This is a genomic window from Enterococcus sp. 7E2_DIV0204, from assembly GCF_002140855.1.
Lineage (GTDB): Bacteria > Bacillota > Bacilli > Lactobacillales > Enterococcaceae > Enterococcus_L > Enterococcus_L lemimoniae.
The window spans coordinates 1,112,287-1,126,969 of record NZ_NGKY01000001.1; the positions used below are offsets into that span (position 1 = coordinate 1,112,287).

Annotated in this window: 13 protein-coding genes; 9 read left to right on the forward strand and 4 right to left on the reverse strand. The window is 35.0% G+C overall.

Translation table 11 applies throughout. The annotated features are described in order from the left end of the window. Positions 1-2 precede the first annotated feature (2 nt). The 3 genes from A5819_RS05275 to A5819_RS05285 form a co-directional block, all read right to left on the reverse strand. A complete protein-coding gene (locus A5819_RS05275) occupies positions 3-851 on the reverse strand; it encodes a WxL domain-containing protein (protein ID WP_086277405.1) in 849 nt (282 codons plus the stop codon). Next, positions 848-1,141, reverse strand: coding sequence for an LPXTG cell wall anchor domain-containing protein (locus A5819_RS05280; protein WP_086277406.1), 294 nt, complete (start codon positions 1,139-1,141; stop codon positions 848-850). The genes A5819_RS05275 and A5819_RS05280 overlap by 4 nt, the downstream gene beginning before the upstream one ends. Positions 1,142-1,267: 126 nt before the next feature. Next, on the reverse strand, positions 1,268-1,948 hold the full coding sequence (locus tag A5819_RS05285; RefSeq protein WP_086277407.1) for a winged helix-turn-helix domain-containing protein: 681 nt from the start codon (positions 1,946-1,948) through the stop codon (positions 1,268-1,270). Between the two features lie 378 nt (positions 1,949-2,326). Between A5819_RS05285 and A5819_RS05290 the strand changes: the two genes are divergently transcribed. From A5819_RS05290 to A5819_RS05300, 3 genes are all read left to right on the forward strand, one after another. After that, the gene (locus A5819_RS05290) at positions 2,327-4,255 is read left to right on the forward strand and encodes a MucBP domain-containing protein (RefSeq protein ID WP_086277408.1); all 1,929 of its coding nucleotides are present in this window, start codon (positions 2,327-2,329) and stop codon (positions 4,253-4,255) included. Positions 4,256-4,318: 63 nt separating this feature from the next. Continuing rightward, complete coding sequence (locus A5819_RS05295) at positions 4,319-5,764, forward strand: helix-turn-helix domain-containing protein (protein WP_086277409.1); 1,446 nt, start codon at positions 4,319-4,321, stop codon at positions 5,762-5,764. Then, complete coding sequence (locus tag A5819_RS05300; RefSeq protein WP_086277410.1) at positions 5,742-6,080, forward strand: MucBP domain-containing protein; 339 nt, start codon at positions 5,742-5,744, stop codon at positions 6,078-6,080. The genes A5819_RS05295 and A5819_RS05300 overlap by 23 nt, the downstream gene beginning before the upstream one ends. Before the next feature lie 598 nt (positions 6,081-6,678). Here A5819_RS05300 and A5819_RS05305 read toward each other — a convergent pair. Next, positions 6,679-7,443 carry a DeoR/GlpR family DNA-binding transcription regulator gene (locus A5819_RS05305; protein WP_176271364.1) on the reverse strand — a complete coding sequence of 255 codons (765 nt, stop codon included), beginning with the start codon at positions 7,441-7,443 and terminating at the stop codon, positions 6,679-6,681. Positions 7,444-7,598: 155 nt separating this feature from the next. On the opposite strand from A5819_RS05305, the gene A5819_RS05310 reads away from it, so the two are divergent. From A5819_RS05310 to A5819_RS05335, 6 genes are all read left to right on the forward strand, one after another. Further along, positions 7,599-8,690, forward strand: coding sequence for an ABC transporter ATP-binding protein (locus A5819_RS05310; protein ID WP_086279654.1), 1,092 nt, complete (start codon positions 7,599-7,601; stop codon positions 8,688-8,690). After that, a complete protein-coding gene (locus A5819_RS05315; protein ID WP_086277412.1) occupies positions 8,677-9,549 on the forward strand; it encodes a carbohydrate ABC transporter permease in 873 nt (290 codons plus the stop codon). The genes A5819_RS05310 and A5819_RS05315 overlap by 14 nt, the downstream gene beginning before the upstream one ends. A gap of 125 nt (positions 9,550-9,674) precedes the next feature. Then, positions 9,675-10,517, forward strand: coding sequence for a carbohydrate ABC transporter permease (locus A5819_RS05320; protein ID WP_086277413.1), 843 nt, complete (start codon positions 9,675-9,677; stop codon positions 10,515-10,517). A 34-nt stretch (positions 10,518-10,551) separates the two neighbouring features. Next, positions 10,552-11,865, forward strand: coding sequence for an ABC transporter substrate-binding protein (locus A5819_RS05325; RefSeq protein ID WP_086277414.1), 1,314 nt, complete (start codon positions 10,552-10,554; stop codon positions 11,863-11,865). 8 nt (positions 11,866-11,873) lie between these two features. Then, on the forward strand, positions 11,874-13,316 hold the full coding sequence (locus A5819_RS05330; RefSeq protein ID WP_086277415.1) for a CehA/McbA family metallohydrolase: 1,443 nt from the start codon (positions 11,874-11,876) through the stop codon (positions 13,314-13,316). Beyond that, a complete protein-coding gene (locus A5819_RS05335) occupies positions 13,313-14,020 on the forward strand; it encodes an HAD family hydrolase (protein ID WP_086277416.1) in 708 nt (235 codons plus the stop codon). The genes A5819_RS05330 and A5819_RS05335 overlap by 4 nt, the downstream gene beginning before the upstream one ends. The last annotated feature ends 663 nt before the right edge of the window (positions 14,021-14,683 follow it).

The following is a 14,683-nucleotide window of genomic DNA, read 5'->3' on the forward strand; positions in this document are numbered from 1 at the left end:
CTTTACGGTTCTACAGTCAATGTCCAAGTTAAATCAGCTGAATAAGCTTTCGCTTGTGATTGGTCACTTGCCGGTACATTTAATTTGACCCCTTCGTAGCGAGATGCTGTAGGTGTTTTAGTCGCATCGTAGTCTTCTCCGATATAACTATTTCTAAAAACAGAAGAAGTATATGAGTTCAATGTGAAGCCAGGTGTTTTATTTTCCAACACTACTAATTCATCTTGTGTATCGCTTTTAACAGGAATCGTTGAATACGCGCCAAATTCATCTGTCTCACTTAGTGCAACACCTGCAACTTTGTCTGCTAAATCTGTGGCTGCATAGGCGGTACTTGTTAACGTATTTCCATAAATTCGAATACGAGATCTGTCTAATTGTTTTGGTGTGCTATCGTTTGTTTTGAATACGTCATCTTGTTGAACGCTTAATTTCCATTTTGTTTCACTATTCCCAGATAAATCCGCTACTTGAACAGAATGAGGCATATAAAATGTTTCAGCCCCTTGCCCTTTTGTTCTTTTTTCAGTTAACGCTTCGTATTCAGTTGTTTTCAACTCTGTTTTATTTGAACCAAATGAAATGTCTGGTAAATGTGTTACATAAACATTATTTGCTTCTGGTAGTGGTTTTGGTTTCGTTGGATCTGTCGGATCTGGGTCTGGATCTAATGGATTAGGATCTTTTGGTCCTTCTTCTGGTTTCGATGGATCAGGACGATCCCCAGCAGTAAATTCTGTTTCAGCTTTTGTTTTGGCTGTTGCACTTGCATCTACTGCATAAACTCCTGTAGAGCTGTAACTTAATACCAATCCACTCAACAATAAACTTGCAACTAATTTCTTTTTCATTCTTGTTCCTTCTTTCGTGTGTTTTTATTTTTTAAGTAAAACCATAGATAAATGAAAATCAACAGACAAATCCCGATAATAAGTAAGTACAGGCTCAACGCTTCCCCTGTATGAGGAAGTATTCCTTTTTTATTTCCAGAAAAAATAGTATCAATAATCGGTTTTTTCGGATGGTCACCTTGAATAAAAGTAATACCTGATTGCGTTTTTCCAGAGGCTTCTGCAGATGTTCCATAAAATGGGACAAATAAGAGCAGTAAACAAATACTAGATTGAATTAGTTTTTTCATAATTGCCTCCCCTCTGCCTTAAATAACGATATTCTTTTCTACTAAGTGATGATTTTGTTTGTCGGAGGATTTGCCTTGGCTATTGACTCGTCAGATTCTATCGCTCACCCCCTCTCCAGGTTTACTTCATTCGGATAAAGTTAGCATGTAGCCTCTTGAGCGGATTGTTTTGATCAATTCTTTTTTCCCATCACTTGTTTGAGCTATTTTTGCTCGGATTTTACAAACAATATTCGCCACTCTGCTTTGCCCACTTTCACCCAATAAATCTATTCCCTTACCCAAAAATGATTCTGCAAGCATTTCATAGGTGCAAACCTCTTCCTTATGTTCATAAAGAAGAGCAAACAGATAATATTCTGATTTTGTCAGTGAAATAGTTAAATGATCAACATTAAGGCTTAGCTTTAAGGGGTCTAATAGCACCATTGGCTCTTTTTTCATTTTCATGTGTTGCGCCGATTCCATTGTATTTAAGCTGTTGCTAATAGCTAAATCTATTTCTTCAATGGTGTAATCTTCAAAAATTCCACAAACACCTAATTGTAAATAAATGTTTTTTTCCTCTACTCGTTTTTCAGTAGTACTTATCCAGATTGGAATCGGTCGACGCATTTTACTTTTGATAACCCATTCACAAACCTCTACAACACTGAATGTCTGATTTTTACAGATAAGCAATGCATCTATATCTTGTAAGTCCTTCTCATCGACTACTTTTTTATTTTCTACTAAACATCCAGAGGCTTTATAGGAAATAAATGTTTCACTACTCTTCTTTTCTGTGTTTAGTATCCCAACCCTCATAACATTCCTCTCCCATTCAATTAAAAAATCTCAAAAACAAATCATAATTATTTTTATTTTGCTTATTTAATATTCGTCTAGATACAAATAAAATACAATCACGCCAAAGGAACTATTTTCCCGTTTTTTTGCAAATGTCCGCATTTTTTCCGAACTCACGAAAAAATAAAGAAATTCTTTTTATTATTTTATAGATGTTATTAGTGAAAAAGTGTACTATATTAGTTGATTTCTTTTTCTTATATAAAATATTTTTGATATCAAAAAGTTATCCATAAAGAATAATCGATAAAAATAAGTGGTTTTTTACCAAAAATAAACTTCACAAAAAGATTGATTCTTTCACTTTATAACTATATTTATTGAGGAGTATTACTATTGAACAACGCAAAAAAAATTTTTCTGCCTTCGATGATCTGTTTGGGAATTTATACTTTAGCAAATTTGCCCATCGAAGCGACAGCAATCAACCAAGATGAACCAATGGCAATGGAACACACACCTTCTTCTGAATCAGCTACGTACAATTCTTCTCTACACTCATCCAGTCCAGACCTTCCTTTTACAAGAGCTACATCAGAAATAGTATCCGTTCCTGACAAGGTTCTAAGAGAAACTATTTTAATAAAATTAGGAAAATCAACAGATGATGTACTTACTAAGCAAGATATGGAGAGCCTGACTTCTTTAACGATAACGAATGCTACATCTATACAAATCAACAGTTTGGCTGGTCTAGAATTTGCAACAAACTTAGGTGCTATCTCTTTAGACAATAACAATGTAGGGGACTTTACCCCTTTGGAACAATTGACATCGCTCGTTTTTGTCAGTTTAAGTGGTAACTTTTTAACCTCTAGTACTTTTCCTGATCTAAGCAAAAGTACTGGGATTACTCATATTTCAGTAACTTCCAGACAACTAGATAATGAGGTATTTTCAAAATTCACTACATTGATGAATCTTGAGCGACTCTATTTAGATAAAAATATGTTTATTACGACACTTGAGCCCTTGAAACATTTGCCAAAATTACGTTCAATTTCCGTTCAATTTTGCGGTATTACAGATTTTACTGTAATCAATGATTTTCCAGCGCTGAATGACCTAGCAGCCTTTGGGCAAAATACTGGCCGAACAAGCCTTCCAGTCACGATGTCTCGGAGCACCTTAGGCTATGATGCCACACAACAAACCGTTTTTATTCCATTTGTTGAAATGCCTAATCGAATCACAAATTTTGACGGTTATGTACCGCCATTTACAACATCAACTTCTGCTAGTAACACTGTACTTGAATTCAATGATGCACAATTGCCGGAAGATCGCTTACAAATCACAGATCTTGGAATTACTGTCTCAGCTGTTACAGAAGAGGATTTTCATAATCTCGCTAGTATTACATATAATGCTCGGATAAATAATCCTGTAGGAAACTATGAGACCCCACCTAATTTTAGTTTCTACGCCATTTCTGCTGGAACGTACTTCCAACAATTTAATGTGATTGACGAACCTGAAGATGGAGCACCAGTGACCGTTAAATACCAGGATGAAGCGGGTCAGCCTATTAGTGAATCTACTGTCTTAGAAGGAAAAATCGATGCCTCATTCACAGCTGTACCTAAAGACATCAATACTTGGGTATTGAAATCAACAGCTGGGAATACAGAAGGCACCTTCACACAAAATCCTCAGGAAATTATTTTTACCTATGAAAGAGCACTTGGCGAACCTGTAATGGTCTACTATACTGATACACAAGGGAAGCCACTTGCTGAACCAGAAACATTGCAGGGACAGCTTGATACACCTTATACGTCTGTAAGCAAACAAATAACAGGCTGGCAACTAAAAGAACTTCCTAGAAATGCTAGTGGATCGTTTACGAATCAAGCCCAAACAGTCCATTACATGTATAAAAAGATAGAGAAACCCTTAATTCCTTTGACCCATTCACATTCTGCATTCCCCACAGAATATTTTGGTTACGGAACTAACCCTATCATTAGCAGTATTACTCACATCGTTAAGAATCAAGTGGACGTTTCTGAGGTATTAAAAGAGGCTCTAGAGTTGCCAACGTGGTTTCCAAATACACTGGCAACCACTGAAAAAACGAGTGATTCCAAAGAAACGGTGCAACAACAAGCTAAGGAAAAACAAACAGATCATGATGGTAGAGGCTCTGTGACGATTAAGTTTGTTGATGAACAAGGCAATGAACTTACTACGCCAAGTACTATTACAGGGAAAATCGGCGAATCTTACAGAATCACAGCCAAAAAAGTTAAAAAAATAAACTAAATACCGGTTTAGAAACAATTCTTTTAACGGTTTTGCTTCTAATCCAACAATGGGGAGAGAATAATGGAATATTTGCAATTTTTAGATGAAGAAGATCGCGATAAGTTACACTTACTTATGAACTTACAACTTTACAACGATCAATATTTAACTCAAAAAAGATTACTGGAGCTCACAGGGTTATCGAAGTTTTTATTGGAAAAATATATAAAAGAGTTAAATGAAGAGTGTCCAGAAATAATGATTTCTGAAGAAGTTTACGATGAACTGATTTATCAGCCTATCTCTAATGATATGATTCAAAAGATACAACATACTTTCGCCCAACGTTCACTAAAATTTCGTTTTTTTATTGAGGTGCTAGTAGAAGAGAAAACGATAAAAAAATTTCAAGAAGAACAACATATTGCCAAAACGACGCTTTACCAAATTCGCAGCAAAGTGTTAACTCAGCTAAAAAAAGAGCGGATCGTGATTCAAAAAAATAAACTGACTGGAAACGAGATGAAAGTACGTTCCATTATTTTTGACCTTGTTTCTTATTTCTATTTTGGAGAAGACTATCCATTTTCCAAGGATAGCAATCAAGAAGTACAACAGCTTCTACAGTTATTGACTACACATTTTGGTTTAGACTCAACTTTTTTTCAGAAAAAAAAGTTAGCCTTATTTATCCACATCGTCTACATTAGAATAAAAAAACATCATGAGGTAAAAGAAAATCTGTGTTCTATCAATAAAAAGACAAATCACGCACTTGAACAACAGATGATCCTGATTGAGCAAGCACTCCGTCCAACAAAAGACACAGTTCCTGAATCGTTCAATGAAAGTAACTACTTATTAGCCTTTCTATTTGTTTCTGAAATGTTCACACCTGAACTGACATTCAATCAAGAGTTATTTACACAAAACCAAGAGGCTACGCAAGAACTAGTGGAGCGTATAGCCACTCAATTTCAAATTACAGATTTACAAAAAACGCAGCTATACGATTCTTTTTTGAAAAAACTGTTAAGTCTATCTATTTTCAAACAAAGTTATACTACATTTGTCGAAACTGCAGCGTATAGCTACTTTGCTGAGGTTTATTATCCCTTACATACATTGATCTTACGGTTTATCCGAAAAACTCACTTTCTGATAGCTCTAGAACTGTCCAAAAATGATCAAGCAAAACTTTACTATGACATAATGTTTTCCATATTATCTATTTTAGAACCTTCACAATTAGGAACACCGATCAATATTTATATCGATTTTTCACATGGAATAGCCTATACAGAGTATATTTGTCAAAGCTTGCGGCGCTTTCGTGATTTAAATGTTAGTATTCAGAAAAAATTTAACAATGATACCCATATCTTTTTATCTGATTACCATCTAAAAGAAACAAGTTGTCAGCAAATCATTTGGAAACAACCGCCAACTCCGTCTGATTGGGCCAAATTTGCTGATTTAGTGATTGAACTAAGGGAGAACGAAAATGAAAAAAACAATATCTTTTAATCTGTGTTTGTTGACAGTTTTTCTAGCTTTTTTACTAATTGCTCAACCAACAATGATTATTTTTTATGCCAAAGAAGAGGAACACCACTACTGGGAATTAGTGAGCCACCCAGCTTTACAAGAAGGAACTTTTACAAATGAGCCACAAGAAGTTGTTTTTGTTTATCGGAAAAAGACAGTCTCAATTCCCTCGCGAATGACCACTATAGAATACCCTGCTGTAGTGGTTCCTCCTGGACAGAGAGCAGCTACGCAATACGGAACATTGTTAGGGAATCTTTCAGGAATCTTTCTTTTTGGTTCTACTCGACTGTAATTATGAAGTGAGTTCCTACTCAACAAAAAATAAGGATAAGGTTGTGGCGAAAACTATTTCTCTAACTTGACCGATTTTTCCATTTGAACTGCCAGATAGTCTGAGGGTATTACTCTGCAAAATATTTTTCGTATTTCTGGTTACTTCTTTTGAAAAAGAGAAGTTATTTTTTTCAACCGTATGGGAAGCACTAATTGGTTGGTGAAATTAATACTGTATTAGGAAGAAACTTCCATGCGTGAATAATAAAAAAGTATTGATCAAAACAAGTTCCGAGCTGTTGAATACAATATACAGAAAAAACTAAATAGTGGCCTGTAACTTGGTTGAAGAGGAGCATTTAACAGAAAGAATATTTAAAATATAAAAGTATGAAGTATATGTTTTTCAAGACCACCTTCAAGTATATTACATGCAAAAGATAACAAATCTTTAGGCACGCTAAAATGACCCGTTTATCGAACGATAGACGGGCTATTTGATGTAATAGAGATCCTATGATCCAGCGCATTAACTAACTATTTATCAATAAACTACCTTCATAAATTTTCTACTTTTAATTTAGCCTGTCGTTTATAGAAAACTTTGAAACAGAATCCTATCTTTCTCCAGTAAAGATAGGGACTCCGCATTTTTCATAATTATAAGCTACAACAGGAGAAAGTTGATCATCCGTTATAACTGCACTAACTTGATGCAAAGGGCAGACGCTTAACAACGAGGTGCTATCAAATTTGGTCGAGTCTCCTACTCCATATATTGTCGAACTATTTTTAATCATTTGTTTTTTTAAAGAAGCTTCTCCAAAACCATAGTCTGTAAAACCGTTGCTTAAAGAAATTCCACTAAAACTCATGAAAAAGACATCTATATGAAACTGTTTTAAATAGTCAGCACTGAACTCTCCTACAAAACAAAGTTCATCATTCTTTATTAATCCTCCGGGCATGACAATTTGAAAACGACTTCTTTTAGAAAGTTCCACCGCAATGATTACAGAGTTTGTAACTACGGTCAGATTTTTAAAATGATGGGTAAGCTCTGCCGCGATTTGCGTATTGGTCGTACTGACATCCAATCCAATAATTTGGTTTTCCGACACAAATTCAATTGCTTTTTTAGCAATTTTCCGTTTTTCCACGCGGTTCAAATTTTGACGATGCAAATAATCTGTTTCGTTGACAAACTTTTGATTATAATAAGCCCCACCATATATTTTTTTAGCTATTCCACTTTCTTCCAACAATTCTAAATCTTTTCTTGCTGTTTCACTTGAAACATTAAAAGCCTTTGCAATATAACTATTCTTGATTGTTTTATTTTTTTTTAGATACTCTACAATTGCTTCTTGCCTTTTATTCATCGTCTCGCCTCCTTTTTTCATTATACTTATTTCACATTAACAAACTTGGGATTTGGCAAAACATTAACTTTGAATTAACAAACTTAACTTTAAACTTACAAAGACCTTACAAACAATCCTTATAATCGAATTTAAGAAAGGGGTTTGTGATTCTATTGGCTAAAATTGAATTAAAGAATATTAGTAAAACGTATGATAATAGAGATGAAACAACCATTGAAAACTTTAATCTGTCAATTGACGAAAAAGAATTTATTGTGTTAGTGGGGCCTTCGGGTTGTGGCAAATCTACCACTTTGCGAATGATTGCTGGCTTGGAGGAAATTACATCTGGCGAGTTATGGATGAACGGAGAAAAAGTGAATACTGTAGCATCAAAAGATCGAAATATCTCGATGGTTTTTCAAAACTATGCTTTATTTCCGCACTTATCGGTTGCAGAAAATATTTCGTTTGGCTTAAAAGTAAGAAAATTTAAAAAACAAGAAATAGAAAAATTGGTAAAAGAAACTGCCACAGTTGTTGGTTTAGAAGATCTCTTAAAGAAGAAACCAAAGGAATTATCTGGAGGACAAAAGCAACGTGTTGCCTTAGCTAGGGCTATAGTAAAACAAACCGATATTTTTCTGATGGATGAACCGTTATCCAATTTAGATGCAAAACTTCGAACACAAATGCGAGAAGAAATCATTCAATTACATCGAAAATTACAAACGACTACAATCTATGTTACCCATGATCAGGTTGAAGCTATGACAATGGCTACAAGAATTGTCATTTTAAAAGATGGAGATATTCAACAAGTAGGGACACCTTATGAAGTGTTTCGATTTCCCCAGAGTAAGTTTGTCGCGGGTTTTATAGGGACACCTGCAATGAATTTTTTACCTGTTTCTTATCAAAATAAGATGCTCTATTTAAAAGGAGTTTCATTATTAGCTGAAGAATTAATACTACCATTTGAAAAAACGGAATGGACTTTGGGGATTCGACCAGAGGATATTCATGTGAATAATGAACAAGGCTTGCCTGCTACGATTGAGTATATGGAATTGCTAGGTTCTGAATTGCTACTTCATTTGCATCATGAGTCTTATTCCTTTTTAGCTAAAGTCCATCATTCTCATTCCTATCAAGAAGGACAACAAGTATACTTACAGTTTCCAGAGGAAAATTTCTATTTATTTGATAAAGAAAGTGATAAGACATGGTACTCCAAGGGGGCTTTTCTTCATGAGGAAAAATAACTATTTACTTGCTTTCTTTTATGTTGGGCTCCCTATATTGCCTTTGCTCATTTTCTGGTTCATTCCTTTAGTTGTATCTGTCTGGTTGAGTACTACAGACTGGGACTATATAAATCCTGTCATCCAGTCTGTTGGCGTAGAAAACTATACGACAATTTTAGGTTCATCTGAGTTTAGAGCTGCTTTTGGAAATACTATCTTTTTCACATTATGGACCGTCATTCCAACTTTAATTCTTGGCTTTTTCACAGCTCTACTCATTCACTCGATTTCTAAAGGGAAAACTTTGTTTAAAACTCTTTTGTTTTCTCCTTGGGTAACCCCTACTGTTGCGATTTCAATCGTATGGTCTTGGATTTTCGAGCCTAAAGTTGGCGTAATCAACCAAATTCTGGGGTTTCTTCATTTGCCTCAACCCTCTTGGTTACAAAGTTCCAACTTTGCTATGTGGGCGATCATAATTGTTACCATTTGGAAAGGGATTGGCTGGTGCATGATTTTTTATTGCGATGCTCTTCAAAAAATTCCATCTGAAATTGAGGAAGTGTGCGAAATTGAGGGAGTTTCTTATTGGAAAAAAATGAAGAGGGTTTATTTTCCCTATGTTTCTCCCACTACCTTATTTTTAATTGTAACTTCCATTATTTCTTCACTACAAGCTTATGATCAGATTCAAGTCATGACGCAAGGGGGGCCTTCTGGAAGCACAAGAACTTTACTTTACTACTACTATCAGCTTGCATTTGAACAATTTAACATGGGACAAGCTACAGCTCTTGCTGTGCTGCTTATTTTCATCACAGCTCTTATCTCTCTTGCCCAATTTTTGCTTTCAAAATATTGGGTTCATTACAATTAATGACAAGTTTTGGATAAGGTTAGCACAACTGTTCCTCAAAATTCTAGTCTTCAGAAAAAATATAGCATTGTAAACGTCTAGTACAGTTCGTTTAATCAGTAAGAAACATAAGGAGTGAACTACAAATGAAGGGAAATCACTGTCGAACATTCGTTGGACTCTTTCAATATACTGCACTAATTGTTTTAAGTATCGGAACGCTTTTTCCACTAGTATGGATGGCACTTAGCTCTTTAAAAACAACAGATGAAATGTTTGCCGTTCCCTTGCAGCTTCTTCCTAAAGAAATGCAATGGCATCATTTTGTAGATGCCTTCAAACTGGCACCATTTGCTATTTATTTAAAAAATAGCATCGTGACTTCTTTTTTAATTGTCATTTTTCAAATTGGATTATCTTGTATGGTAGCCTATGGCTTAACCCAAATTAAGTTTAAAGGAAGAAATTTAATCTTTCATAGCTTGCTTCTTTCTTACATGTTGCCCTCAGCAGTTACGTATGTTCCGAGTTACGTTATATTGGCAAAATTAAATTTATTAGATTCTCTCACAGGAATTGTGATTTCAAATATCGGAAGTGTATTCAGTATTTTTTTACTAAGGCAAACCTTTCTAAATATACCTAAGGAGGTGATTGAAGCTGCCCGAGTTGAAGGCGCATCAGACTGGCGGATTTTATGGCGTGTGATGGTGCCGATGTCTAAATCAAGTGTTTTTACCTTATCCATTATTACCTTTATTCAAATGTACAACAATTATCTTTGGCCTTCACTAATCGTAAAAAGCCAAGATAAATACTTAATCACAGTTGGATTAAGACAATTTTTTACTATGCAAGGCGCATTTGCTGATCAGTGGCCCTTAATCATGGCGGTAAATGTCATTACAGTCATTCCATTATTAATCGTCTTTATTGTTTTCCAAAAATGGTTAATCAAAGGGATTGGCGATAGTGGCGTAAAAGGATAAACACAAACTAAAAATAACTTATTGGAGGAAAATCATGAAAAAAGTAATGAATGTTCTATCTGTTATGAGTATATTGTTAGGCATTAGCCTTGTTCTGACAGGCTGTGGAAATACAAAAAATACCGATTCTAAAGAAAGCGGCTCAGAAAAAACACAAATTGAATATTGGTATGGGTTAGGTAGTGAAGCCGACAAAAAGATGAAAGAGATTATCCAAGAATTCAATGACTCACAAGATAAATATGAAGTTAAAGCTGTTCCACAGGCAGATTACGCTGAAACGTATCAAAAACTTCAGGCTGCTATTGCTTCTAAAACAGCACCAGGATTGGCGATTTTAGGAAATAGCTATTTAGCCGATTTAGGAAGCAAAAATGTACTTGAGCCCTTGGATTCGTATTTAAAAGAAGACAAGGAATATAATGAATCAGATTTTCTTAAAGTATTTATGGAACAAGCAAAGGTAAATGATTCTGTTTTGGGTGTTCCTGCTTATGGTACCACGCAAGTCATGTATTACCGAAAAGATTTACTTGAAAAAGCTGGTATTTCCCCAACAGAGGCCTTCTCTTCTTGGGAAAACTTGATTGCCGCAAGTAAAAAAATTAAAGAAGAAAACATTGCAGAAATTGGCTTTGAACCTATGTGGGGACAAGATAATTTAATAGATATCTCATTAAGTAATGGGGGAACGATCCTAGATAAGGATCAAAAGAAGGTAACAATAAGCACTTCCGCTTGGATCGATTCTTGGGAGATGATTCGAAAAGCTATTCATGAAGATAAAGTGATGTCTATAAATTCTGGCGGACAGGGTTGGGAATACTGGTACAAGACGATTGATGATGTGACTAACGGAAAATCGGTTGGCTATCTAGGCTCTTCAGGGGATAAAGGAAATCTAGATTTTTCAATCATTGATTCTGCAGAACAACCCGGTGTAGGAAGTAATCAAGCAAAACCGATCGCTTCTGCTCTTTATCTTGCAATTCCAAGCTCAATTGATAAAAAAGAGAAGGAAGCGGCTTATGCCTTTATTCATTACTTTACACAAAGTAAAGTTCAAGCAGACTGGTCAGAAACGATTGGTTATATCCCAGTAAGAGAATCCACATTAGACAACGAAGACTATGCAAAATTTTTAGAAGAAAAACCATATTATGCCGTTCCCTTTAAGCAAGCGCAACATGCAAGCCCTGCTTTCATTGATCCAACTGGTGGAAAAATTGTAGATGCTCTTAAAATAGCTGCAGATCAGGTAGAATTAGAGAATGTTCCTGCAAAACAAGCATTGTCAGAAGCTCAGAAAAAAGCACAAGAAGCACTAGACCAAATAAATAAAAAGTAGGTGTCAAAATGAAGTTTAGCATAACTCCTTCTACAGAAAACAGTAGCCCCAATATTTTGTACAAACCCTTTCAGCTTGACCTAGCACTAAGCACAGTCGCTTTGGAAATCACGGTCTTCACAGTTGGAGATATTTGGTGTTCTTATATTCTTTATGACGGAAACGGAAATATAAGGGCAGAATATATTGGACCGTCTACCCCACAACCTGTAATTATCACAGAAAATACCCAATTTTCTCCTAACACAATTGCAGGAAATTTCGGTTCAGCACCATGGTGTTTAGAGGTTTGCGGCATTATGAAAGAAAACACTCCCCTTGAGAAAATAAAAATTGAAATCGAAGTAACTGAAAAAAACAACGCCCAGCTTAAACATTTGAAAGAATCGTTGCCTACTGAAAATCCATGGTATTCTATTAAAAAAGGTGTATTTGAACTAACAGATGAAAACCCTCAAAACAAAAAAGAAGAAACTAAATGGTATCGAGGTGATTTTCATACCCACACTATCTACTCAGATGGAAAAATGAGCCGCGAGGAAAACCTGATCCAAGCTGAGAAAATGGGTCTAGATTTCTTTACCGCAACCGATCATAATATTGTCCCAACTTCTTGGCCTCATTCAACAGAAGTTCTCGTTATTCCTGGAGTGGAAATCACATCTCCACATGGTCACTATAACCAAATTGGTGTTAGAAACAGTCCTTTTCAAGATAAAGGTTTTCTTCTTCTCCAAACTACAGAAAAGTTAGCTGAATCTTTTGAAAAGAAAGAGACACAACAACATTTAAACTCCATCAATCATCCATTTCTAGGAGAATGGAAATGGTTGGCGGGAGAAACAAACTTACACCTGGTGGATGCCATTGAAATTTGGAATGATCCTACGTATCACTTAAATCCTGATGCAACCGAAAAAGCTTTGTTAGCTTGGGATCAAGCATTATCTGATGGGCATAAAATCACTGGTATTGGTGGATCTGATTCACATTTACGACCTGATGATCGCTATCCAGAAGCCGAATTCCCTTCACTTATTGGGGATCCTTCAACCTATGTTTTTTCAGAAAAGTTAGATATTCCGAATATTCTTTCTCGTGTAAAAGCTGGTAATGTTTGGGTTAGCCGTTTTGATTGTAAGATTGATTTTGCTGTAGAAGGTCAGATTGCCGGTAGCCGATTGCCCTATCAAAAACATATAACGGCCTTCGCCAACGTAACAGGAATCGATACGTGTAGAATTGAATGGATTATCAATGGCGAAATAATGGCTACAGAGGAATCATCAGAGAGTCAACAGTCCTTTGAGTTTGTTAACAATTCTTATAACTACATTCGTGTTACCATTCGAGACCTTGAAGGGAAACTGATCGGCTTTACTAATCCCGTTTATTTTGGAGAGAAACAGCCCAGTCTGACCTATTGGAAGGAGTTAGCTGAGACCTTATGATCAAAGGTATTTTGATGGATAAAGATGGTACACTAGTCTACTTTACAAAAGATTGGGTTCATATGGTTAGAAATTTTATTTTAAAATTCACCGATGGTAAAAAAGCAGAAACTATTTTAGTAGAAATTGGCTATCGCAATGGAATCTTGCTTAGCGATGGATTGTTATCTTCAGCTTCTACTAAAGAAATTATCACGATTATCGCAAGTTATTTAGACTATGATACTGAAAAATTACTTAAAAGTTTTCAATATTATCAATTAGTCTGTCTAAAGGAAGAAAAACTTTCTCTTGAACCTGTTCCAAATCTGGTTGAAACTTTGCATAAACTGAAAGAACAATCGATCATTTTAGGAATTGCTACAGCAGATGATTATGAAAGTACCTTATACACTTTAAAAACCTTAGGTATTGACTCCTATATTGATTTCGTAGGTACCTCAGATCGTTTTCTTGCCAAGCCAAATCGAGAAATGCTGGATGAATTTTGTATCCAAAATCAGTTGCAATACGAAGAAGTTATCCATATTGGTGATACCTCAGTAGACATGGAATTTGCACAAACTTGTTTAGCAGGAATTGGAGTATTATCTGGAAACGGGACAGAGCAAGAACTGAAAAAATACACAGACCATATCATCAATCGTTTAGATGAAGTAATAGACTATTTACCTACTATTCTTTGTTCTGTTACAAAAACTTGAAATGATTATTTTTTTTAAAACTTTTAAACAAGGGTTCTAATAGTATTATATTTTCTATACAGATTGAAAAGCCGACGATGATTCTTTCTTTTCGGCTTTTTTAAAAGTTTACTCGTATCATTAAAGGACTTTTTATCAAGTATTCAACGCTTCTTTAATCACATTCCAACGTTACTATTCTTTTTTGAAACACATCTAGTTAAAGTTTTACTATTATTAATCTCCATATACCTAGTTATTTTTAAGAACCATTGAGACAATTTTTTAACTATATAAAATTGTCTTATTTGCTTAACTTGAATAGACGTATTATTAACGATCGTATACTTAAATCAATTCAGCAGAAACTGTCACCATATTTTGTTGACTTCAAAAATAAGACCCTACAGACAACGAGGAACTCCCGTCATAACTTATGCCTAGTAATATGAGCAAATGTGTGATTGGTAAGATTTTGATAATCTAAATACGCCTACTAAAAAGGAGATGAAGAAAAATTGAAAACCTACCCTAATACTGAACAAAAAGTAATGGCATTTCCTAAAGAAATAAAAGAAGATACTCAATGGATGAGTATCTTCTTTTATTTCTTATTGACCGAATCACAGGATATAAGATAAAAAACTATTGTATTCACTATAAGTTAACACAATTAAACATAAA